The sequence below is a fragment of the Bradyrhizobium nanningense genome (assembly GCF_004114535.1).
Taxonomy (GTDB): domain Bacteria; phylum Pseudomonadota; class Alphaproteobacteria; order Rhizobiales; family Xanthobacteraceae; genus Bradyrhizobium; species Bradyrhizobium nanningense.
In genome coordinates this window covers 1-22,370 of the sequence record NZ_LBJC01000070.1, presented here as the reverse complement: position 1 = coordinate 22,370, position 22,370 = coordinate 1, and the positions used below count along the sequence as shown (strand labels likewise).

Genomic DNA, 22,370 nt, shown 5'->3' with positions numbered 1-22,370 from the left:
ACCTCTCGAGCAGGCTCACCGCGCTGTGATTGTTTTTCTAGCAGATCGCGCGGCCGATCTCGCTGGAGTCGACGACATGATTCGGCTTCCGTGTGTCAGAGGCCCCTTGGTACTGACAAGCACACCTCTAACCAAACACAAGATGAAGAGTATCGACGTCGGATGTGAGAAGTTGAAATAGTTGGGCTCTACTGCCAGCGTCGGCAAATAGGACAGCAGAAAGCCGAACACAATAAGCGCGTCGGTCGATCTAAAGCGAACATACTCGACTGAGGCCTGGTACGTTGATGTGCAGATCACGGCCAAGAGCAAAAAGGCGCCGATAAAGCCAGAATCTAACGCCGCGTTGATCAACCCGCTATGACCATTCACTGTCGCGGTCTGGCTTAGAATGACTGGGCCCCGTGTCCTAAATCCATAGCCCAAAAGTTCGTGATCTTCTAAAGCGCGAATACCGAGTTGCCAAAGCAACGTCCTGCCACTTAGGCCACTTGCGGCCCCTCGTTCGACATCGTTTGCGACACTCGTCGCCGCGGAAGTGAACTCCGTCACATACGGAAGGAGAAGGGGCGCCAATGCGAGAATCGCTATGACCGTCCCGACTACTAACCCAATAAATAGGTGCAAATTTCTTCGAGATAGATGGGGTGCGACGCCATAAACGAAGACCAAAAATAGGAGCGCGCTGACCAGTACTGTTCTCGCCTGAGAATAGTAAATCAAAGCGAGCCCAGCACTTATCAACCCACCCCTTATAAGCCTCCGAGAGAATGTGCTCAGAACAATGACAGCAAGACCATAGTGCCCGATGAGATTTGGAGTGATACCTCCCAGGCTGCGGTTCATCAATGGAAGCCGAATAGTCAGAAATGCGAGGCCTCCTAATATCGCGAATGCTCCAAGTTCAAATGCCATTTCCCGCCCTGACATTCGCCAAAAACAAACGAATGCTGAAAATATGAACACCAAAAACACGGCATATATTGCAGTGGAGCCAGGGCTTATGGACCAGACTGCGGAAGACAAGAGCCAAAGCTGCAAACCGACCCAGAGCAATAACGCATTGCCATTCCACACAAGCGGAGAAATGTCGTCACCAGGTCGAGCCAGAACGTACTGGAGCATGACCGGCCCCATGAGCCCGACGATCGAAACAACTTGAAAGAAGCTATTCTGTTCAGTTACGAAATTATCAATCGCAGACTGCCAATTGGTGTAATACTGAAGTGGCCAGATCTGCGCTGAAAAATATAGTACAAAGGAAAGCGCAACGATACGTTGCAGTCCTAACCTAGAATTGTTTGCATCTCGCTTCATTTGTTGAGCCTGCAGTATGCGACTTATGGTGCCTAATACCAAATCCGAGACAAGCATGGATGATCAGTTCAATGATCGCTTCTCGAGGAGATGAGGTCCTCCTGGTGGCGACATCTAGGAGCGCGAGAATCGCTATTTTTGAATGAGCGAATACCGGAATCTTGTTACTTTCGTCATCGTGCCAAGGAGCGCGTCGACGCGATCATACGGCCGAATATCCAGTTCTTTGCAGCGATCGGTCTCGAAATAGCAGATCTTCACTTTGATACTCCGCGGACATTTATTCTTGACGCTGACAACGTGGTCAATCATATCCGGATTGACGATGTGTGCGCGGCTTATTGCCTCTACGTCGAGGCAGGGTCGGTTAAGTCCATCGCGAACAATCGTAGATTTTGACGAATCTGCAGGCCCCTGCATTGTAAATCGGGGCGACGGAGCTGTGCTTATTTGACCGCTTGCCACCGAAGGATGACATAAGGGCAGCGCGAGCAATATCCATCGGACCGATACGCGACAATCGGTTCGATTGCCCCCTGTTCCGATCATCGCCACACTCTTTCATCAGTCTGCACACCCGGCACCGACACCTTCACACCCTCTCTAGCTAAAACTCTCGCGAACGCCTCGCGAGCGATGATATCTACGTGTGTCAAAGTTGACAGCAACAGAACTCGTTCCGACCAACCCACTCCGGTTAGATTGATAGCTGCAGCCTGATGGAATCCACCGTCAACTAGTGCAGCGAATTCGAGCAATATTCGTTGACGGGCTTCTTCGCCGACAAGCGGAAGTACGGCCAATCCAACACTGTTCCGTCGTAGCGCTATCCAAGCCTCTAGAGGGGCGGAAGCATAGCTAAATTCGAGATAGCGTAGACTTCTCTCATCGAATCCTTCCACACTCATCTTCAGAGAGTACCATACGAACCAAAGAAATGAATCTGACGGATTCAACAGGAGTGACGCTCTAATTTTTTCGTCAGCAGCAGCCCGATGGTGATCTCGTTCGCCGGTATTCTTGAGCGCAGCATCTTCGGCCACACTCAACACGATCAGTGCTCTTGCACGGGAAATATCGCTCCGGTTGAGGACAGACGTCGGGTACGTCTCAATCCTAGCTCTAATCTCGTTCAGCATCGGGGGTTTGAAGCGGTCGTTGGCGAGGATACGCTCAGCGATTTTCCGGGCTGGTGTCCCCACAGAGAAGGTGGGAAGCGTCACGATAGTCCAGATCACTCCAACTAGACCAAGTATCGGCAGCAGTACGCGCATAGGCACCATTGATTGGCATCTCTCATGCACAAAAACGCCGCTACGCGGCTCCTTATGATGGCGAGCATACAACTTAACGTTTACTCTACGTACCCGTACCGGGCGTAGTATTTCTGATAGTAATACCGGCCATGGTAGGACTCGTAGCGCGCAAGAAGCTTGGTGTCCGCCTTATTCAAAACAACGCCAAGCAGCTTGTCCTGGATCTCCGGCGCGCCGCGCAAGTTGTGTTTGACTACGTCAATCCTGGTTTTACCCCACTCCACCACAAATATGTATGAGTCGATGAAGGAAGTCGTGACGCGCACGTCCACGACGGGGGCCATCGGCGGCATGTCCAAGACAACATAATCATATTTCGAGCGCAGAAGACCTACGAGATCTCGCATCGGCTTGGACGCCAAGATTTCATTGGTATGCAGTAACTTCGAAGTTGCGCCCGCTGATAGGATTGCAAGTCTGGTCTGCGGATCAACGCTTACAACATCATCAAGCTGCGCTTTCTGAGCAACAACATCCACGAGTCCGCCAGGCGCATCCGGACGCAGCGCGCGCGAAAGCGATGGGTTACGCAGATCGGCATCGACCAAAATCACCCGCGCTCCACCATGAGCGATAAGCTGCGCCAGATTGGTTGAGAGCGTGCTCTTCCCTTCGTTGGGTAAAGTCGAGGTCACCGCCAGCACACGGTTCTCGCGCACGATAGAATTTAGATCAACGGCAACTTTCAAGGATCGCACGGCTTCCGAGAAGCGTGACAGCGGGTTGTCAACTACGTAGCGCAGGAGATCGGGCCCAGGACTATCTTTCTTGCGACCGAAATTGCCGGAAGGAGCGACTGCCGACGCACTTAGTGCAGGTAGGATGGCGACGCAGTGTGCGCCAAGCTGCTCCTCAACCTGGCTGGTCGTACGGAAGACCTTATCGGTAAGCTCCAGCGCCATAGCTGCGCCGAGACTGAGCAACAAGCCGCCCAGCAGCGCGCCAGCGAGGGTAAGCAGGGTCTTCGGAGCACTCTTGATCAACGGCGTGCTCGCCGCGCTAATCACGCGTGCCTCAGTAATTGGGAACGACTGCTGCTGCACACTCTCCATGTAACGCTGCAGGAAATTGTCGTACATCGCTTGGTAGCTTTGCGCGTTGCTCTCAAGTTCGCGCAGCTGAATCTGCGCTTGATTGGTGAGCTGCGATTCCGACACCACATTAGCGAGACTCGACTTGATCGCCTCCTCGCGAGTCATCGCGATGTCGTAATCGCTCTTGTAGGATTCCTGGATGCGCTTGAGCTCGTCGATGATGTTCTTCTTGATCTCGGCCATCTGGCGGCGCAGGTTGACAGCAGCGAGATGATCCGAGCCGTATTTCATCGCCCAGATAGATTCCTTCGAGGCCATGTCGACATATTGGCCGCGCAACTTGACGATAGTATCGTTCTTCAGCGCGTCCGCGACGTTGGCATCCGGAATTTCCTGTTTAAGGATGTCGTTGATGCGATCCATCCGCGCCTTGGCCTCGGCCGTCGACGCGTGCGCCATCACGAGCTGGCTGTTCACCTCCGCGAGCTGCTGCTCGTTCATCAGCCGCCCGCCCGTGTCAACGATGTTGTTGGCGGTCTTGAAATCCACCACCGCCTTCTGAGCGGCGGAGGCTTGGGTGCGCAACTCCTTAATGCGGTCCTGCAGCCAGACACTAGCGCGGCGAGTAGCCTGGTACTTGGCCTCGAGGGAATCGACGATGTAGGCGTCTGCGATCGCGTTGGCGATCTTCGCCGCCTTCGCCGGGTCCTTCGAGGTGAAGCCGATTTCCATCACATAGGTGAGACCGAGGCGCTTGACGGTGCGGCTCTTCTCGAAGCGCTCCAGCGCCTTGCGGGTCTGCTCGAATTCGGACGATGCCTGCCCATCGGAAAACAGACCGCCGACGGCGCTAACTATGGTGCCGAGCAGGCCGCCGCCGGCGCCGGTGAACTCGGGATCGTCGATCAGATGCTGGTCGCGGATCACAGCGAGACTAATGTTCTCTGATTTGAGGATTTCAACCTGGGTTTCGACCGTCGCGGAATCGACCGCAATGTCACCGAGTACGGATTGCTGCTGGAACAGCTGCACCTTGCGGGTGTCGATCACCATCGAGGCGGTGGAGGTGAATTGCGGCGCAGCAGTGAAGAGATAGAGCAGCGCCAGGATCACGCAGGCCGAGACGATCGCGACCATGGTCGGGAACTGGCGCCTGATAATGTCGAGATAGGAGGTCAGCGTCTGCGACGGAGAGCCGTCGGCCTCGGCGAAATCACGGTTGATCTCCGAGGTCGGCTTGTTCACCTGCAACATCTAGCAATTCCTGAAAATGGATCGATGTGTCTTGTTGGGATCAATGTTCGCTGAAAACCTGGATGCGTCCGGAGCAAACCCGATGCCAAAACCCGCGCTGCGCGCAACACTATCACAACCCTGCCTGCAATTGAACGCGATTGATGCAGTGCACAGCGCCGCTTACACGACATTTCGCATGAAGCTTAACGGCGCAAAAGCAAAGCGACGCCCGCTGGCGCCGCTGCACGGCGCAAAAGCAAAGCGGCGCCCGCTGGCGCCGCTGCCGTGATGTCTCATGGGCCGGCTGCGGGGCCGGCTCCGATCAGCGTGGGCTGACGTTCCCACCAGCGTTCGTCGTGCCGCTCACGCCATTCGACGCGTTCGAGTTGACCTGCGTCGCATAGTGCAGACCGCCGAAGCTCGGCGCACCGTTGTTAGAACCACCGGTGTTGCCGGGATTGCCGACCGGACCGCCCGCGCCGGAGCTACCGCCGCCGCCACCACCGCCGGTCGCGGCGATCGCGACGTCGCCGGTCGCGGCCTGGTAGGCGGCGATCACGTCGGGGTTCTGGGTGCCGGCGATCGCGGCTTGGATCTCGTTTGCATAGGCCTGGTCGGCCTGCGCGGCCATGCGGGCGACCTGGGCGAGGCCGCCGACGATCGCGCGCATCTGGTCCTTGGTGGTCGCGGGATCCTTCAGGAGCGCGATCAGGCCCGGAAGCGTGGTCGGATCGGAGGCGCCGAGATCGCGCACGCGCGAGATCAGCTGCGGGCCGCCGGTCGGATATTGCTGCAGCAGGCTGTTGGGTGCGGCCTTGAAGTCGGAAATGACGGTGGCCGGCAGCTGGCGCTGCGGCGGGTAAACGGCGGCGCTGGCGGCCGACGAAATGGTCGCGGCGAGGGCCGCGGCGGCAGCCATGCGAAGCGCAATCTTGATAACGCTCATAAACAAACCTCCAAAAATCAGCTGCCCCGATGTGCGTCCTCGGCCCGGGCAAAAGGCTGTGCTGGTTGCAGGAACCTAGCGGAAGAGAAAAGAGCTGTCCACTTATTCTAAAGACTTCGTAAACGGCGCAACTGCTTCAAATCTAGACACTTTTGTGAAGCTGAGCCACCGCGCGCGGGGCGGCGTCGGCGGTTGCATGGCGGCCCTCGCCTCGCCGGCTGGTGGTGGGTGTTTCCGCAAGCTGGCGGCCCTCCTTGCTGCGGAAGGATTGCGCCAGGCCCGCGCCGAAAAGCGCAAAGAATGGAATGCTGTAGCCGGGCACCTGCAGCGTGAAGTCCAGGCACGAATGCAGCAGCGACAGCGTCGCGGTCGCCGCCGCCGCCAGCGGGATGATGGCATCGCGCCGGCGGGCGAACACGCCCCGCGCCAGCACCATCAGCATGATCGCCCAGCCGAGCGCCACCAAGAGCGCCATGGGAATGCCCACCTCGGAGGCAAGCTCCAGCGGCGTCGAATGCGCGGCGTCCCAGATTCCGCGAATCGAAATGTTGGGGCTGCGGTACGGCGGGAAGGCCCATTGGAAGGTGCCCATGCCGGTGCCGAACCAGGGATTGTCGCCGATGATTTTGAGCGTCGATTTCCAGGCCTCGATGCGGCCCCCGTCGACCAGGCCCTGGCTGTCGAAGCGGCTGGAGACGCGGCCGCCCAAGAGCTGCAGCAGGCCGAGCGCGACCGCGATGCCCGAGCCCAGCGAGATCCAGATGCCGGTGCGCGGCGGCAGGTCTTTCCTGAGGAACAGCGTGAACGAGACGATCATCGCCAGCAGCGACAGGCCGACGCCGGCGCGTGATCCCGTCATGAACATCGCCATCAGGCAGACCAGCAGGCTGGCGAGGTGCGGCAGGATCTGTTTCGGCGGGATCGCGCGCAGATCGAGCGACAGGCGCCGCCATTCGATGTGTCGCTCCGGCAGCCGGCGGCGGACGTCTTCCAGGATCAGCAGCATCCAGATCACAGCGCAGGAGCCGAAATAGGCCGCCGCGGTGTTGCGGTTGATGAAGGTGCCGGTGACGCTGCCGAGATAAGCCGTCTTGTCCCGCCACAGGATCATGGTGGGCTCAATCAGAAACGAGAGCACGCCATAGAGCGCGTAAGCCGCGCCCGAAATCGCGATCACCCACAGCAGACGGCGTGCCCGCTCGCGATCGGCGCCGACGGTGATGCCGAGCACGATGGCGAGGATGTTGGCGAGCGGCGCGCCCAGCGCGAAGAATGCCTCGTTCTTCACGATGGAAGCAGACGGGGCGATCGGCACGCCCAGAAGATCCGAGGCCTGCTTCCAGATCGGCTGGAACGGCGCCACCCAGGGATGGTCGGAGAGCTGCTCATGCAGCACGAACGCGTAAGCAGCGACGATCATTCCGATGCCGGCGAGCAGCCACAGATGCGGCGCCCGCAGATCGCGCGTCGGCGCGAACATCACCGCGATCCCGAGACAGAGACACCAGAACGCGATCGACAGATCATTGGTCGAGCCGAACGGGAACGGCGCGCCGGCGACCACGAAGAGCAGAATGACGGTCGCGGGCAAGCTCCATGACCATCGAATCCTGGACCAATTGATGCTGGGAGGCCAATGGCGCATCGTCGTGTCTTGCGAACTTTGCTTTCGGGCTTAGAGGAAGCAATCGATCGGATAGATCTTCAGATCGACGTTGAGGCGGCTGTTCCGGGTCTGCGCCCGGAACGCATAGAATAGCCCAAAGCTATCACTGCCCGGATCGAGTTTTATTCCAGGGGTTAATTCGTCAGGCGGCACCAGAACGCCGATGTGCCGGTTGATGGCGGAAATCTCGATCCGCCCCTCGCCTTCGGCAAAATGCCCCGCGAGCTGGGTCACCGTGACCTTCGGCAGGCCGCGGCGCTGATGACAGACCTCCTCTTCCCACAGCTTGGTCTGTTGGACCAGCGGTTTGCCCGCGCGTTCTGGAACGACGAGATCGGGGAACGACGGACGCAGCATTCCGAAGAACTTGCTCTCCTTGGAGTTCGCCGACAGGCGGATCGTGAACGAAAGCTCGCCCTTGGCGCCCTTCAGGCGCGACACGATCGGGGCATCAGGTTCTGCGGAGACCATCACGTCGATGCGATGGCGGACGCCCAGCTCTGCGGCAGCGCCGAGAGCCCTCCCGACCGATGCAACAATCCCGAAGCCGACGGGGACGAGGACCAGAAGACGCCCAATTGTTCGAAAGCGCATGAAGCCCCTTGCAACACTGCGGGGGTGACCGAGGACCGGCGCCGCGTATTTCGTACGCGCCTTGATCCAATCCCGAGCTTGTAGCCGCAGCAGAAGCGCACCGATTGCTAAACGACAATGGCACCGGGACAAAGCCCCGGTGCCATCGCTTTTGGTGGATCAAGTCGGCGTGTTACGGCGCCAGCTTGATGTTGTTGCGGAAGATCAGCGCATCGTTGCCGAGGTTCACGGCATCGCTGCCGGTCGCCATGATCACACGCAGGTAGCCGAGGAACTTGGCAACTTCGACGTTGCGCGAGTTCGAGACGTAGATGATGTCCTGGTTCTTCATCATGACCTTGGTCGCGAGGAAGAAGCCGCCGGGATCGCGCATGTTTATGCTGAAGATAACCGGGATCGTATCAGTGGTGTACTTGCTGACGTCGATACCGAGCTGGGCAGCGACATCACGCGGCTCGCGACGATAGAGGAACACGCCAGCCGGCTCGGCCTGACCGTCCAGAAGGCCGCCGGCCTTGCCGACAGCTTCCCCGAGGTTGATGCGCCAGGCATCGAAGTTGAACTCGCCGCTCTGGCCGCTGGCACCGAATGCCAGGAACTTCTGCTGTTCGCGGTAGACGTAGATGCTGTCATCCGGGCGAACATAGATATTGTTCTCCGGCGTCATCACGAGATTTTCGAACGGCACGGTGGCCCGGCGTCCGCCACGCTCCAGCATGACCCAGGTCTCGAAGCCCTGGCCCTTGATGCCGCCGGCGCGGGTGATCGCGTCGAGCACCTTGTCCTTGGCGCCCGCCGCGCTCGCCGGGTAACGCGCCGGCGAATTGACTTCGCCGAGCACGCTGATCAGCTGGGTCCGCTGCGAGGACATTGCGACGATCGCCTGCGGCTCAATCGCGCGATTGCCGATCTTCTCGACGATCGCGCGCTGGATTTCCACCGCCGTGCGGCCCGCAGCCCTGATCTGGCCGGCATAGGGCACGGTGATGAAGCCGTCATTGTCGACGGACTGATCCGGGATCGTCACATAGTTACCGGGACGGACGCCGGCTTCCGCCGGGATGAAGAGGCCGCCCGCCGCGGCTTCGAAGATGGTGACGCTGACCACGTCGCCGATCCCGAACACAATGCTGGCCGGAGGCCGCTTGTCCGTAAAAGCGCCGGCGAGCCCCTTGGGCTCATGCGTATGCAGGATGTTGACCGTGGCCGGATTGATCGGCACCAGCTCATAAGCTGGGGCATTTTCCGTCTGAACGTGATTGTTAACGTCGTCGATCAAGGGGCCAGAACCCGGATTGGTCGAACAGGCTCCGAGCGCCAAAGCGGCGGCCAGAAATGCTGGCTTGAAAAGATATGACTTGGCAAAGGAATGCATGAATCGCGCCCCAGGAGACCCCAATTACCCTGGATTGGTACGGCGCCGTGGGCGGTGCGACAAGGGTTCCCGAGTGGTTAACGGTACGATCGCTCCGCTACTGTTGCGTGCGGGACACTCTTTGGGGCTCGGTTTAACCCTTTGTGACTATTTGTTGTATTTCGTGTGCCCGGTCGGCGGGCACTTCGCCCAAGTCGAGAGCTCAGTGTGTCGAGCGCAAGGCTCTCCGTCTGCTAAGATGGGAACCATCAAGAGAGGACTCCCCCGTGTCTGGCCTCCTTCTGTTCGCCTTTCTCGCAGCATCGCTGCTTGGCGCCGCCGACCGCCCTCTGGATCGGGCTACCCCCTGCGCGCGATCTCCGTGCCGGGTCGCCCCCATCGTCGAAGTGGCGACCACGGCTCCCTCCTCGGTCTGGAAGTTCAGCCGCACCCAAGGGACCAAGGATGGCGAAAGCTTCGCCGCCATCATGAAGACCGCGGACACCACCCAGTCCGACCCGGACTTCGCTGGCCTGATCGTGCGCTGTGCGCCCAAGGGCAAGATCGACGTGCTGGTGGCCTTGATCCGGCCCTTTCCACCCAGGAGCCACCCCAAGGTCACCATCGCCGCGAGCGGCGCCGGCACCCTGACCATTGATGCCAGCATGGCCGCCGCAGGGGCCGCCGTGCTGCTACCCGACGAAGTCTCGGCCTTTGCCGCCGGCAAGTGGCAGGCAACGGCTTCACTGTCCATCGTGGTTAAGGAAAGCGACAGCGAGATCAAGGGTCTGGTCGCGCTGAACGGCTTGCGCGAGGCCTACCATTCGCTGCTGGCCAATTGCGGCCAATAGGCCAAATTTAGCCATACAGCTTAAGGGTCTTTTTAGGGTGGGGAACCTAGGGTCCGACGCACGGAGTGTTTCGGATGACCGCGTTTTTGATTTTCAGCTTTCTCGTTGGAGCCGTGCTGGGCCAACGCTTTCGCGTCCTGGTGCTGCTGCCGCTGACCTTCGTCATGGCGCTTGTCGCTATCCCGGCCGGCCTGATGCTCGATGTCACCGTGCTCGACAGCCTCAAAGGCGCGGTGTTCGCGGCCATCGCCCTCCAGGCCGGCTATCTCTTTGGATCAGGCGCTCGCTTTGGCCTTGCCGCCGCACGCGCCGGGCGCGTCTTCGGTCGTCCGGTCAAAGTTACCCGCTGACGCTGATCGCGCCGATCAACAGAACAACGCGCCCCGCGCGCAAGCGGTCCAAGTTTTAAGTGTTGGACCGAGGCAGGCCTCTGTTTGAAAACCACCCGCTCGCTTGTATGGTGACCTGATCGTTTCAGGATTCCGCATCGAGCGCGCCGTTTGTCCCTCGCTTATTTTGCCCTCATCGTTTCCATCGTTTCCGCTTCCGCTCTCGAAATCGCCGGCGCCAAGTTCGGTGCGCAGCTCGGGACGATGGCTGCCGCGCTGAGCCTGTCGGCCGCCGCCTTGAGCGCACGAAAAACCGATTACGAACATTACTGGCGCGCCACCGCCTGGGGCCATTGGCTTCTGATCGCCATTCCGCTCTGCATTGCGGCTCAATTGCTGCCGCTCCCGCTAAGCTTGGCCCATCCGATCTGGGCCAGCACGCGCGAGGCGCTCGGCGGCCTGCCGCTCGGATCAATCACGGCCGATATTGGCTTGACGCTGAACGCGCTGGTCCTCGCGCTTGCAGCGATCGCGCTGCTCGGGGTGACCATATTGGTGGTCCGCGACCGCGGCCGAGCCGAACTGGTGCTGTTTGTCGTGGCCGGAATAGCCGCGGTCTCAGCGCTGGTGCTGGTCCTGCATCGCCTCGTGCCGGCGGTTTTGACGGCCGCGCCCGCTGACCTTGCCGTATCGTTTGCCGGTCTCGGCCTGATGCTCAATCTTGCGGTCATGCAGCTCGCTGCCGAGCGGGCCGAGACCCGGCACTCGCTCCTTCGCTCGATTGCGATTGGTCTTTGCGGCCTGTTGGGCGCATTGGTCAGCGCGGCTGCGATCTTTGGCTTGTCCGGCACGAACAGCGCGGTGGGCGCAAGCCTCGGCCTTGTGCTGATGCTTTTGATCCTCGTCATCCGCAGGCTCGACCTCTCACTCCTGGCGGCGAGCGCGGTATCGGTGGCCGCGGTCGCCGGAACGGCCATTGTCCTGACCTTCCTGTTCGAACAGAGTTCTGGCCCGCTGCTTTTGCGTTTGGTCCCGGATCTCGGCGTCGAAACGAAAGCCGCGCTCGAGCGGCTGTTGGCCGACACACGATGGTTCGGCGCGGGCGCAGGGACCTTTTCGGCCTTGGGCCGGATCTATCAGAGCGAGTCCGGCGCGGCCTTGGCCGCGCCCTCAGCGGCCAGTTCTATCTTCGCAGGGATGGGATGGATCGGTCTTCTGGCCGCAACGGCCGCGAGCATTTTGGCTGTGGTGCGGCTGTTCTTCGGCGCGCTGCGGCGCGGACGCGACTCGTTTTTCCCGGCGGCGGCGGCGTCCTGTGTTGTCTTCGTGCTTATTCAGGGCTTCGCCGGTCCGGGACTGCTGCACCCGGCAGCGATCCTTTGCCTTTCGGTGATCATGGGACTGGGGCTGTCGCAGAGCGTCAGCCAGTCCTCACGATGAAGCGCGGGCTACCAGGCGTCGTGGTCGCCGCCCAGTGATGCCCAGTAGTTCGGGTTCTTGGGCGTCTGAATGCGGACCCACCGATAGGGTTTCTTCGACCAGGGCAGGATGTGTCGGGTGAGACTGTCCAACACGAGATCGCCGGCGAAGGTGCGCACCACGACGACGAGATGGTGCTCACCCGAGGGCACCACGACCTCGCTGAGCAGCACCGTGCGCGCCGGAAAGCCCTTCGCGATCAGATCGTGGCGTTTTGTTACGGCGTAGTCGTTGCAGTCGCCGCTGGCGGGATGCAGAAGCCACTTCTCGCCGGTCAAGCCCTCCAGATTGGGTTCCGGTCGGATCGCAAGATTCACCTGACGGTTGACTTGGTTGAGCTCGGCCCAGCGCTGAGGCGTCAACCTGAGCCGGCCGCCTCTGAACACCATCCGGTGAGGCCTGCACTCATTCTCGTATCTGAGGCAGAACATCGTGAACGCCATCGGCGGCAGGGTCGTCGCATCGAACTTGATGTATTGAATTGCGCCGCGCAGCCCCATTGGAGAGGTTATCAAGTCCGCTTCCGCATGGTGCGCAACCGAAATCGATACGATCGAGACGCTCGCCAGGAATCTCGCAGCCTTGCGCATCTTGTGCTCCCCGTTGGTGCGGAGGGGGAATTCACAAAACACCTCTCAAAGTACGGCTCACCCGCTGAATGCAAACCGATCAAACGACAACTTTAACAATCTCTGAATGTATTTGTTCCCTGGTTTGTTGAAGGTCACTGCCGCGCAAAATCATCCCACGACCGGCCATTCGGCCAGGAAAGTGAATGGAGGTTCCTGCCGTCGGTGGTCACGGTGGAAACATCCACGGCTGGTGAACCTCGCCGAGATGCTGGCGGCCGCAGTCGCGTATGGAAAGCGGCGAGAAAAAGGTAGCGAGGAAGAAGCGAGCAGACGCCGTTGAGCGGAGCGAGCGCACCCTTCCTGTCGGATCGGAAGACTTCGAGAGACGGGCCTTGCCACGGTCCGGCAATCCTGCGGAACTGGCACGGTGCGGATCACCGCGGATGATGGCTGGCAGAATTTGCCAACGGTGAGGCATCCGTCAGGCGTCGCGATCGCCGAGTGAAGCCCAGAAGTTCGGGTTCTTGGGCGACTGGATGCGGACCCAGCGATAGGGCTTCTTCGACCACGGCAGGATGTGGCCAGAGAGATTGTCCAGCACGAGGTCGCCGGAGAAAGTCCGCACTACGACCACGAGATGATGCTCGCCCCAGGTGGTCACGACCTCGCTGAGCAGCACCGCGCGCGCCGGAAAGCCCTTGGCGATCAACTCGTGGCGTTTTGTCACAGCGTAGTCGTTGCAATCGCCGCTCGCCGGATGCAGCAGCCATTTCTCGCCGCGCAGCCCTTCCAGATTGGCCTCGGGGCGAATGGCGGTATTGACCTGCTGGTTGACCTCTTGCATCTGCGCCAGCCGCTCGGCCGTGAGCTTGAGGCGCCCGCCCCGGAATACGATCTGCTGCGGCCGCGGCTTGCACTCGTCCCTGTACTTCAGGCAAAACAGCGTGAACGCCATCGGCGCCAGCGTCGGCTGTTCGAACTTGATGTACTGGATGGCACCGCGCAGCCCCATCGGCGCACCGACGAAAGCGGCTTCGGCGCGCTGCTGCACCCCCACAGCAACGACGATTGCGGCCACGGCCGCAAGGAACTTCACAACTTTGCGCATGTCGCGCTCCCCGTTCTTGTTGAGGAAAACGCTACGCGAGACGTCTTGAAATACGGCTCAAAGGCCGCACGATCCTTTAATCAAAATGCGGGCGACTTGGTCGGAAACAATTAAGAATACCGATGCGTGACTTGTTCTGCTAAGAGCGGTCACAACGTTCCGCGCGTGACGCAAGAAGCGATTCGACCGACCTGATGGGCCTTTCCAGACGCTTTCGCAAGAAGACCAAGCCGCGGCTTCCCGACGGCATTCGCGTCTATGCCATCGGCGACGTGCACGGCCGCGCCGACCTGCTTCAATCCCTGTTAACCGTCATCGACGCCGACCTTGCCCGCTCGGCCCCCGAGCGGGCCATTCAGGTCTTTCTCGGCGACTACGTCGACCGCGGCCCGGACTCACGCGCCGTGCTTGATCTGTTGATCGCGCGCTCGAAGTCCCACGAGACTGTCTGCCTCAAGGGCAATCACGAGGTCTTCCTGCTCGAGGTCCTCAAGGACCCGGCGCGCCTGCAGGAGTGGCGTCACTATGGCGGCCTCTTGACGTTGGTCTCCTACGGCATCACGCCGACCATGAACCCGTCCGCGGAGCAACAGGTCGAGCTGATTGAAGGACTGAAGCGCACGTTGCCGCCCGAGCACCTCGCCTTCCTGCAGCAACTGCCCTCGTCCTTTACCTGCGGCGACTTCTTCTTCGTGCATGCCGGCGTCAAGCCCGGCGTCGCGCTGGAGCGCCAGAAGGATGAGGACCTGCTCTGGATCCGCGAGGAGTTCCTGGCGTCCGAGGAGCGCTTCGGCAAATATATCGTCCATGGTCATACGCCGGTCAGCGTGCCCGATATTCGCCCGAACCGCATCAACATCGACACCGGCGCCTATGCGACCGGAAACTTGACGCTGTTGACGATCCAGGGCGATAGTCTGATGGCAATTTGAGATCTCTGCTTTCCTTTCCATCCCGTGTTTGCTTCGCCGCCACAGGCCTCCTCGATTTCACCATGACCGCATGATCCTGCTTCGCGTCATCGGCATCTCTGCTGCGATCGTGCTGGCGCTTCACGCCGGCATGGAATTCTACGGCGATCTGATACGACCGAACTTCCGCGCCGGCGACCTGTTCTCGGGCGAGATTCCGCCTGACAAGGCCAAGCTGGCGACCGCCGGTGGTCTGGCATCGGTTTCATGGGATGGCGACCTGCTCGCCAATTACGCGGCGGCCGCGGCCGCTGACGTTCTTCATCGCCCCTCGATCGATGCCGACGGCAGGGCCAGCGAGATCAAGGCGGCGCAAGCCGCCGTCGTCGCGGCCTTGAAAGTCTCACCGATCAGGCCGGCGCTCTGGCTCACGCTCGGCACGCTGCAGGTCCAGGCCGGCGAAGCGGCGACGCCAGCGGTGAAGATGTCCTACCTGACCGGATCGGTGCCGATCGCCGTTGCTATCTCTCGCGTCCGGACCGTGACCTCGGGCGCCGCCGCAACGGATGAAGAGATCAGGCTGCTGGCGCAATCCGACATCCGGTCGGCGCTGTCCAATCGCTCTCGTTACGAGCCGCTGCTGGTCGCGGCTTACGTGCAGGCAACGCCGCAGGGCAAGTCGCTGCTGCTCGAGACCACGAAAGTGAGCGATCCCAAATTCAACGAGATTTTGCGGCGCTACTAACTCAGCGAACCGATTTCGGGTTGACCGGCACGAAATCCTGATCGCGGCGCGGTTGCTCGGATCGCCCCTGGTAGACAAACATGCCCTTCTTGGTCGTGACGATGTCGCCTTGCTGCAGACTGTCGTCGCGGAGCAGACGTTCGGTCGCGACGAGGTCCGGATCTTCCGGGACCGGCTTGTAGAGCTCGGGATGCTCGCGCCGCTCGCGCGAGACGTCCTTGGCGCGGCGCCGCGCGTCCTCGATCCGCTGCCGCCATTCGTCGCGCGAGACTTCCGGCTCCTTTGGGGGAAGATAGTCGCTGAGTGCGGGCTCCGGGTCGCTCTGAGCACGACATGGGAGCGGACAGGCAACAGCGACGGCGAGTCCGACAGCGGCGGCCAAGATCGCCTTGACCGGCGCACCCCCAAGCATCAGGCGATCTGACAGCGAATTCCCGCGAGTTGATTGCACTCCGATGACTCCAAGTAGGCCAACAGCAGCCAGAGGCCGTTACAAGTTCAGCTTATAAGGTTCCCAATTGCAAGAAGCTGGATTCGTCAATGAGCTGCATTGGCCCTCGGGGGCTTTGGAGATCCCGTCCCATCAAAAATCGAAAAACAACCCCATACACGGCCCCAGCCAAATCAATAACTTACGAATTTTCCGAAATGCAAATTGACCCGGCGGGCAAAACGGGGGCAGAATGGTATCGTTCCGACCTACACCGACGGATGACTGCTGTATCCGAGATGCGCGTCGGAGCGGACAACCCTGCTGCATTCCAAGACATCGCTAGATCATCGCTGCTATTGTTTTTGGCATCCACCCGCGGAGTTGCCGAGCATGCGTGCAAGACCGGTATTGTTGTTGGCTGTTGCCGTCGCGGCCTCCGCGGCGGCCGGCCGCGCGGCGCATGCCAGCCCGCTCTGCATCAAGGAGCGGACGCCGTTCGCTTTCTCGAACGATACGGTGAAATGGACGATGTCGATCGCGCCTGGTGCGGAGTGCATCCAGGGCCTGCGCTGGTCGTACATGCAGATTTTCAACGTGTCGGTCGTCAGCGGACCATCACGGGGACAATTGGCCGTGGTCGGCTCCGGTTTCCGCTATTCGGCCGAGAACCAGACGCGCGGCACCGACAAGTTCACACTGCTGATCTCGGGTAAGAACGGACACCATGCAGGGACCTCGACCCTGGAGGTCGAGGTCAACCCGCAATAGCTTGGCTTACAACGCGACCGAAGATGGGCGGCGCGCCTTAGCGGCGGCTCGTCCCGCTGCCCCGGGTTCTATTCCCGTAGTACGGCCGCGCACGTCCGCCGCCGGTCGTTATGGGCGGCTCGATCCGGCTCGGGATATTGGGCGTCGCATTGGGTGGCGCAGGCTGCGACGGATTGACGATGGTCACGTTGCGGTTGGGCGTCGAGGGGTCATTGACGCCCTGGGCCCAGGCAGCGGCCGGCACAAGCAACGCGATTGCGATCAGGACTGGTCGTTTCATACGATATCTCCCGAGCAAGAACGTCAGGGAGGCGATCACCGTTCCTTCACGGTTCGTTGGGTGGCGGCCTCAGCGGGGAACGGCGACCAGCTTGCCATCACGCCAGACGCCCTGGGCCGACTTTCCAGCGGGCAGGCTGCCTGAAAGGTTTCGAACGGCGGTCGGCCGCGACGCCGTCTGACTGGTCTGCGCCTTCTTCGTGGGCGTCGTGATGATGCTGGAGCTCGTGGTGTTGGCCTGATCCTTGACCCCTTGCGCAACGGCAGGCGAAGCCAGGAACGTTAACACCGAGAGGACTGCTAGAAGGCCGCGCATGGTCGAACACCAGAAAGAGGAGCTCCGCGAAATGTCACAGGTTTTCCCCTAAAAGCAAGCATCTTCGAAGATCGAGAGGGGCTTTGGCAGATCCGGCAATCAGCGGGACAGCGGCCTCGGGCGCGACGTCCAAGGCGGAAAAACCTAGCGAAATGGCGTCATCCGGGCTACTTGATCCGCCTTGATGACCGACTCCGGTGAAACTGCGGCAAACGCCCCCTCGACGCAACAGATTAAAGCCGGCTTTATCCGTCTCCTGTCGAGCCGAATCCGCGCCGTATCCGACGATCCCCCGCAGATGCGGGAGATCGTCTATGAGCTGGCGCGCGTCAAGCTTCTGGAGCAATTCACGCACGCCGAGGCGCGGGAATCCCGCGAGCTTCAGCAAGTCCTCGAAAGCGCCATCAAGGAGGTCGAGCGTTCCTTCGCGCGGAGCGCCGCGTCGGAACCGCAAGATGCTGCGGCGGCAACCGCCGTTCCGGTGCCCCCGCCGGTCCCTGCCCCCGCTCCCGCACTCGTTCCGTCGCCGCCCGCTGCGACGCCGACGGTGAAGGACACCGCAGCACCGCGCCGTCCCCTGGCATCGCCGCGATCGCCCGATCAGCCCAAGCGCGGCAGCGCCTTCACCCTTCTGGTTCGATTGGCGGTCATTCTCCTGCTCATTGGCGCGGGCGCGAGCGTGGCTGTCTATTGGCCTCGGCTGAGGTCGCAACTGACCGCATCGTCGCAGATGGCGCCGCAGCCCGAGCGAGCACCGAACAGTCCGGCATCTCAGCCGAGCGCCAGCCCGCCTCCAGCGGTCGGCGAGGCTGTTGAACGGCCGCCGGATAGTCAGAAAGAGCCGGCGCAAGCCGCACAACCCTCGATGCCTCTACCGACGACGTTCGGAGTCTACGCCTTGAGCGAGGGCCAGCTTTATGAGCTGAAGTCGGTGCCGGGCAAGATTCCGGACCGCCGCGTCGCGATCTCGGCGGCCATCACCACGCCGAGCGCGACCACGTTGATGGACGGCGACGTCAAGTTCATCGTGTTCAGGCCCGACGGAGGCGTCGATGCAAGCGGGACCGAAGTTCGGGTCGTCGCGAAAGTCTCGCGAGCCATGGGCGTCGATGCCAGCGGGAAGGCCTCCATGGTCAGCGCCGGCGATTCCTGGGTTATCCGCAGCATGTCCTACCCCTACAAGGTAGGTCCGGTCGACGACCAGCCGAGAATGCTGTTGCTGCAACCGGAGCAGGACGGCTTTACGCTCGCTCCCGGCCGCTACGTCGTGGTGATCAAGGGCATGGGCTACGACTTCACGGTGGCCGGAACGGTCACCGATCCCAATCAATGCGTCGAACGCATCAATGCGGCGAACGGCGCGTTCTACTCGCCCTGTCCGCCGCCGCGACGCTAGCTCCGATTCCTCATTTTGACGGCTTGCTGTCCTTGGGCGCCTCTGCCGGCGCATCATCAACCTTGCCGTTGTTGGCGACGCATTTCTCGAAGTATTCGCGCCGATCCTTGGCCGTTCCCTTGGCGCTCCCGGCCGCGGGATTCCCAATCTGCTTCGGCGGAAAGGCCTTAGCGACCGCCGCATCGCATGCGCGCGCCACTTCGGCGGTAATGGCCGACGCCGTCGCCGGCGCAGCCAGTGTCAACACGCATGCCAATCCAACCAATCTTCGCATCTTTCTGACCGGCACCTTTGTTGTTCCTTCAAACCGTGAACGCTTGCCGGAACCATAGCAAAAAGGATCGAGGCGCCAAACCGCAAAGCGACGCCGAATTGTCACGCCGTCCGCCCTGTGAGCGGCTGGGGTATGGCATATGACTTTTGACTGCGGCCTGAGCACACGCCTCGTCCTTCGAGACGGCGCTTACGCGCCTCCTCAGGATGAGGCTAAGCGGCATCCGTGCTTGTCGGACCGGCGCAACGCACTCGGTCCTCATCCTGAGGAGCCCGCCTCAAGCGGGCGTCTCGAAGGATGGCCGCAGCGCGCGCCGCTCGCAATACTAGCTGTTGAGCTGCGGTGGCTTGAAATCGGGAAAGCGCGTGAGCATTGCGGTCTTGACGAACTTCAAGTGCGCGATGCTAATCGCCAATTCCTTGAGCCGGCGCTGGCCATTGGAGATGTCGGCCGCAAAGAGATCCTGGTGATGATTGTCGAGCGGCTCACGCTCAAGATACTCGTCGGTGCCGTTTCCAAAGGTGACGGATGCACGCGCAAGCGCGTCATCGACACGCCGGTTGAGGCCGGCCTGCTCCCTCTCCGCCTCCTGCAATGCCGTTTCGATCGCCGCCAGGACGGCACCGATCCGCACGCGGTCGGTCTCCGCGTCACGCTCGACGGAGCGGGCCTTGAAACCTTTGTCCTCGCGGCGCGAGCCGAGAAGATTGTGTGCGCGCGCTCTCAGGAACAGCTGAAACATTTGGGCCATCCCCACTTTCGAGATCTAGGCGGCTACCATCGGTCAGACATAGTTAACAAAGCCTAAATCCTGCGTCCGCTCCGCCTGGCTTCGTGCGATCCACGCCCGCCAGGCTCCTTCGTGCTTGGAATAGAGCTCGAACCACCGAACGTCGTCACCCGCACCCGCTCGCTTGCCCATGCCGGTTTCGGCCACAACCTGCATCGTCTCCGTCGGCGCCAGATCCAGCGCTTCGAACTCCGCCGTCTCCTCCAGCGAAAGGCCGATCAGAACGCGATGCCCTTGCGCGTCAACGAAATACCTGCGGGGTGCGTTGTGCCGTTGATCAATCATTTGAACGACCCTCGTTCATGATCCAGGGACCTGGAAGATCTTTCAGATGCCGGCCATAGCTACAAACAAACGCAATCAAAATGAGGGCGCAGATCGTCACGCCCAGCAACGCAATGAGAAACGCCATCTATACCAACCTGCGCGCCCGGAAATGAAAATAAAGGCGGCCAAACGTTCGCCATCAATTGTTTCGTCTTAGGCTGCCTTTCCGAAGCGCTCAAGGACGGTGCCCCGTTAACCTAACCGCACATGGTTACTTCGATTTCGCCACTGTCGAGTTGGGCGCGTCGTCTACGATAGTGGCGACTGGGTTCGACTGGTCTCCATCGAGGCCGGGGTATAGGGCGCGTAAAGACGATATCGCTCCGATCGCCTCCGCGAGCGCCATGCCCTTACACCATAGCCGCAGCCAAAGCCCGCTGCAAAAATCGAAATCAAGACCAAAACAGCCAACATTTGGAATGTCCCACGTTTGCCGGAACGTTCCTCCCGCGCTCATTTCATCTTTTCGTTGCGCCGACTTCAAGATCGGCAGCGCCGAAACTTTTGTCAGACGAAGATGAAGTTTGTGCAACGTGGTGCTTGACGATTGGTCGGCACGTGAGGGCCCGAGGCGCGGTGAAGAGGCTCCAGTTCTCTTTACCAGAACTCGACACGCCGACACCATGAACCCTCGTTCACCGTGGTTACACGGTACCTCGCGCGCCGATTTTGTCGCGGTAAGGTTGAGCGGTTAGCTTAATCCGCGTTGTTTGTTGCGAAGTCTCACCGATCGCATATCCATCTTCGCACCGGGCTCCCCCAAGCCTGGCCCCACCCAAGCAAAGCCGTCGAGCGAACATGGGTCGCTTGGCGGCTTTGTCATTGTGTCGACAGAGGATCATTTCGGTTATGGCGCGCAAGCCCTGGTCGTTCAAGGAAGACCGCCGGCTCATGGAGTTGGCCAAGTCTTCGGCTTCGCTGGAAGAGGCGGCAAAACTTCTCGGCCGCTCGCAGGATGCGATCAAGCGCATGGCTTTGCGGCTTGGTCTTTCGTTGAAGTCGAAGACGGGAAAGAAGACGTAAGGTTCGGCAATGCGCCGGTGCTCGCTTTGAGCCTCGCAGGACGGCTTCCCGCGTTGCGGTGAATGACGAACGCCTCACTGATGAGACCAGCAGGTCACCCCGAGAGGCTGCCGCAACACTCTTTCCAAGAGCCTCGAACGGCCGCATTGCAGCGGACCGTCCGGCCCTTCAACCTAGTTGTGCGTCTTCTTCTGGGAACCCATCCCGGGACTGGTTCCGTAGTTCGGCGTCCCCGTTCCCTTGAACGCTCCCCCCATGGTGTCCGACCCGGAATTCGTAGCCGTGCCGCTGCGGGTCGCAGAGGTGGGCTGAGTGCCTGATGGCCTGTCCTTGGTCCCCTGGGCGGAAGCCGCGGAGCTACCGAGGGCGAACGCGAGGACAACGAGGGTTACCGTTCTGGTCATATCGCTCAACTTTCCATGCTCGAGGCCGCAAGACCAATCGTCAGGCAACCGCTGGGATCAGGGCCTTCGGGGCCGGTCCGGCCGTTAAACCCTATCTTAGCCCTCGCTGGCTAGGATCAATTCCCAAGGTAATCCAAAGATAATTCCCAAAGATCAGTCCCTAGCCTCTCCTGAATTCCGCCCGGACCGGATGAGACAGCAGCGACCGAACCTTCCGTTTGTGGCGCTCGTGCTTGCGAGCATGATGGCATTTGGGCTGGCGGGCCATTTTGCGGCAGAGGCCGTCATTCGCCACCAGCAGGTGCACCAACTGAACGAGCTGACCGAGGTCGTTCTGCGCCGCTCCGAATTGGCTGTCGATTTCGCCGCGGCCAGCCTCGACGAACTCGCCAAGCGCGATCTCGCCAGCTGCGCGCCGGCAGCACTGCAAGCCATCCGGCTCCATGTTTACCAGCGCTCGGCGATCAAGGACGTGCGTCTCGTCAATCCGGACGGATCGGTGATCTGCTCGGCCTATTCCGAGACGCTCGAGTTCGACAAGGGATGGGCGGATCGCCGCGACATGCTGCCCTCGCATGACAAGAAGCTCTCACTGTTCCGCGTCGAACAGTTCGGCGGCGACGCCTTGGGCGTGCTGAGGGACGTCAATCGGAGCTCGGCGCTGGTCGCCATTGTCGGCATCAACGCCGGCCTGTTCGATCTCATGCCCGCCAAGCTGCGCGCGCACAGCGAGGTGATCCTCGCCTTGAGCAATGGCGCGAAGCTCGGCGAATTCCGGCTCGATGCCGACAAGCCGCTGCCGGGGCCGATCTGATCTTCCCCCAAAAAAGTGGACAGGGTTCAAGCCGATTTTAGCTCCATCTCGACCGGGCTGATATAGCCGATAGCCGAGTGTCTGCGGT

General features: G+C 60.8%; 25 protein-coding genes. 10 read left to right on the top strand and 15 right to left on the bottom strand.

Annotated elements, in window-relative coordinates; genetic code table 11:
* Positions 1–15 precede the first annotated feature (15 nt).
* From XH84_RS41970 to XH84_RS32845, 3 genes are all read right to left on the bottom strand, one after another.
* On the bottom strand, positions 16–846 hold the full coding sequence (locus XH84_RS41970) for an O-antigen ligase family protein (RefSeq protein ID WP_430641997.1): 831 nt from the start codon (positions 844–846) through the stop codon (positions 16–18).
* Between the two features lie 1,016 nt (positions 847–1,862).
* Positions 1,863–2,591, bottom strand: a complete 729-nt coding sequence (locus XH84_RS32850; protein WP_208757127.1) for a hypothetical protein — start codon at positions 2,589–2,591, stop codon at positions 1,863–1,865.
* A gap of 80 nt (positions 2,592–2,671) precedes the next feature.
* Positions 2,672–4,921 (bottom strand): polysaccharide biosynthesis tyrosine autokinase, encoded by a 2,250-nt coding sequence (locus XH84_RS32845; protein ID WP_128918050.1) that lies wholly within the window; start codon positions 4,919–4,921, stop codon positions 2,672–2,674.
* A gap of 43 nt (positions 4,922–4,964) precedes the next feature.
* On the opposite strand from XH84_RS32845, the gene XH84_RS32840 reads away from it, so the two are divergent.
* Positions 4,965–5,192: a hypothetical protein gene (locus XH84_RS32840; RefSeq protein WP_128918049.1), complete on the top strand. Its 228-nt coding sequence runs from the start codon at positions 4,965–4,967 to the stop codon at positions 5,190–5,192.
* A 33-nt stretch (positions 5,193–5,225) separates the two neighbouring features.
* On the opposite strand, the gene XH84_RS32835 is transcribed toward XH84_RS32840, so the two are convergent.
* From XH84_RS32835 to XH84_RS32820, 4 genes are all read right to left on the bottom strand, one after another.
* Positions 5,226–5,849 (bottom strand): hypothetical protein, encoded by a 624-nt coding sequence (locus tag XH84_RS32835; protein ID WP_128918048.1) that lies wholly within the window; start codon positions 5,847–5,849, stop codon positions 5,226–5,228.
* Between the two features lie 142 nt (positions 5,850–5,991).
* Positions 5,992–7,440: an O-antigen ligase family protein gene (locus XH84_RS32830; protein WP_245471941.1), complete on the bottom strand. Its 1,449-nt coding sequence runs from the start codon at positions 7,438–7,440 to the stop codon at positions 5,992–5,994.
* 84 nt (positions 7,441–7,524) lie between these two features.
* A complete protein-coding gene (locus tag XH84_RS32825) occupies positions 7,525–8,109 on the bottom strand; it encodes a hypothetical protein (protein WP_245471940.1) in 585 nt (194 codons plus the stop codon).
* A gap of 172 nt (positions 8,110–8,281) precedes the next feature.
* Positions 8,282–9,484 (bottom strand): polysaccharide biosynthesis/export family protein, encoded by a 1,203-nt coding sequence (locus XH84_RS32820; protein WP_128918046.1) that lies wholly within the window; start codon positions 9,482–9,484, stop codon positions 8,282–8,284.
* A 266-nt stretch (positions 9,485–9,750) separates the two neighbouring features.
* Between XH84_RS32820 and XH84_RS32815 the strand changes: the two genes are divergently transcribed.
* The 3 genes from XH84_RS32815 to XH84_RS32805 all read left to right on the top strand — a co-directional run bounded on the left by XH84_RS32815 (position 9,751) and on the right by XH84_RS32805 (position 12,083).
* Positions 9,751–10,314 carry a hypothetical protein gene (locus XH84_RS32815; protein ID WP_245471939.1) on the top strand — a complete coding sequence of 188 codons (564 nt, stop codon included), beginning with the start codon at positions 9,751–9,753 and terminating at the stop codon, positions 10,312–10,314.
* Positions 10,315–10,388: 74 nt separating this feature from the next.
* A complete protein-coding gene (locus XH84_RS32810) occupies positions 10,389–10,664 on the top strand; it encodes a hypothetical protein (RefSeq protein WP_128918045.1) in 276 nt (91 codons plus the stop codon).
* Between the two features lie 471 nt (positions 10,665–11,135).
* Positions 11,136–12,083 carry a hypothetical protein gene (locus tag XH84_RS32805; RefSeq protein ID WP_245471938.1) on the top strand — a complete coding sequence of 316 codons (948 nt, stop codon included), beginning with the start codon at positions 11,136–11,138 and terminating at the stop codon, positions 12,081–12,083.
* An 8-nt stretch (positions 12,084–12,091) separates the two neighbouring features.
* On the opposite strand, the gene XH84_RS32800 is transcribed toward XH84_RS32805, so the two are convergent.
* Together XH84_RS32800 and XH84_RS32795 are read right to left on the bottom strand one after the other, a co-directional pair.
* Positions 12,092–12,712, bottom strand: coding sequence for a transglutaminase-like cysteine peptidase (locus XH84_RS32800; RefSeq protein ID WP_128918043.1), 621 nt, complete (start codon positions 12,710–12,712; stop codon positions 12,092–12,094).
* Positions 12,713–13,175: 463 nt separating this feature from the next.
* Positions 13,176–13,802: a transglutaminase-like cysteine peptidase gene (locus tag XH84_RS32795; protein WP_128918042.1), complete on the bottom strand. Its 627-nt coding sequence runs from the start codon at positions 13,800–13,802 to the stop codon at positions 13,176–13,178.
* Between the two features lie 194 nt (positions 13,803–13,996).
* On the opposite strand from XH84_RS32795, the gene XH84_RS32790 reads away from it, so the two are divergent.
* Both XH84_RS32790 and XH84_RS32785 read left to right on the top strand, forming a co-directional pair.
* Positions 13,997–14,734 carry a metallophosphoesterase family protein gene (locus tag XH84_RS32790; RefSeq protein ID WP_128918041.1) on the top strand — a complete coding sequence of 246 codons (738 nt, stop codon included), beginning with the start codon at positions 13,997–13,999 and terminating at the stop codon, positions 14,732–14,734.
* Positions 14,735–14,804: 70 nt separating this feature from the next.
* A complete protein-coding gene (locus XH84_RS32785) occupies positions 14,805–15,458 on the top strand; it encodes a hypothetical protein (RefSeq protein WP_128918040.1) in 654 nt (217 codons plus the stop codon).
* A gap of 1 nt (position 15,459) precedes the next feature.
* Here the strand turns inward: XH84_RS32785 and XH84_RS32780 are convergent, their stop codons facing one another.
* Positions 15,460–15,870 carry a hypothetical protein gene (locus XH84_RS32780; protein WP_245471937.1) on the bottom strand — a complete coding sequence of 137 codons (411 nt, stop codon included), beginning with the start codon at positions 15,868–15,870 and terminating at the stop codon, positions 15,460–15,462.
* Positions 15,871–16,281: 411 nt separating this feature from the next.
* Here XH84_RS32780 and XH84_RS32775 point away from each other — a divergent pair, with 411 nt between their 5' ends.
* Complete coding sequence (locus XH84_RS32775; protein WP_128918039.1) at positions 16,282–16,659, top strand: hypothetical protein; 378 nt, start codon at positions 16,282–16,284, stop codon at positions 16,657–16,659.
* Positions 16,660–16,696: 37 nt separating this feature from the next.
* Here XH84_RS32775 and XH84_RS32770 read toward each other — a convergent pair whose 3' ends face one another.
* The gene (locus tag XH84_RS32770; protein WP_128918038.1) at positions 16,697–16,939 is read right to left on the bottom strand and encodes a hypothetical protein; all 243 of its coding nucleotides are present in this window, start codon (positions 16,937–16,939) and stop codon (positions 16,697–16,699) included.
* Positions 16,940–17,008: 69 nt separating this feature from the next.
* The gene (locus XH84_RS32765) at positions 17,009–17,254 is read right to left on the bottom strand and encodes a hypothetical protein (RefSeq protein WP_128918037.1); all 246 of its coding nucleotides are present in this window, start codon (positions 17,252–17,254) and stop codon (positions 17,009–17,011) included.
* Positions 17,255–17,438: 184 nt separating this feature from the next.
* Between XH84_RS32765 and XH84_RS32760 the strand changes: the two genes are divergently transcribed.
* Positions 17,439–18,650, top strand: a complete 1,212-nt coding sequence (locus XH84_RS32760) for a hypothetical protein (protein WP_128918036.1) — start codon at positions 17,439–17,441, stop codon at positions 18,648–18,650.
* Positions 18,651–18,660: 10 nt separating this feature from the next.
* Here the strand turns inward: XH84_RS32760 and XH84_RS41130 are convergent, their stop codons facing one another.
* The 3 genes from XH84_RS41130 to XH84_RS32745 all read right to left on the bottom strand — a co-directional run bounded on the left by XH84_RS41130 (position 18,661) and on the right by XH84_RS32745 (position 19,999).
* Positions 18,661–19,029: a hypothetical protein gene (locus XH84_RS41130; RefSeq protein ID WP_245471936.1), complete on the bottom strand. Its 369-nt coding sequence runs from the start codon at positions 19,027–19,029 to the stop codon at positions 18,661–18,663.
* A 220-nt stretch (positions 19,030–19,249) separates the two neighbouring features.
* Positions 19,250–19,666, bottom strand: coding sequence for a hypothetical protein (locus XH84_RS32750; RefSeq protein ID WP_128918035.1), 417 nt, complete (start codon positions 19,664–19,666; stop codon positions 19,250–19,252).
* A gap of 42 nt (positions 19,667–19,708) precedes the next feature.
* A complete protein-coding gene (locus XH84_RS32745) occupies positions 19,709–19,999 on the bottom strand; it encodes a hypothetical protein (RefSeq protein WP_128918034.1) in 291 nt (96 codons plus the stop codon).
* Between the two features lie 891 nt (positions 20,000–20,890).
* Between XH84_RS32745 and XH84_RS40200 the strand changes: the two genes are divergently transcribed.
* Together XH84_RS40200 and XH84_RS32740 are read left to right on the top strand one after the other, a co-directional pair.
* On the top strand, positions 20,891–21,064 hold the full coding sequence (locus XH84_RS40200) for a hypothetical protein (protein WP_164936069.1): 174 nt from the start codon (positions 20,891–20,893) through the stop codon (positions 21,062–21,064).
* Positions 21,065–21,709: 645 nt separating this feature from the next.
* A complete protein-coding gene (locus XH84_RS32740) occupies positions 21,710–22,282 on the top strand; it encodes a CSS-motif domain-containing protein (RefSeq protein ID WP_245471935.1) in 573 nt (190 codons plus the stop codon).
* Positions 22,283–22,370 lie beyond the last annotated feature (88 nt).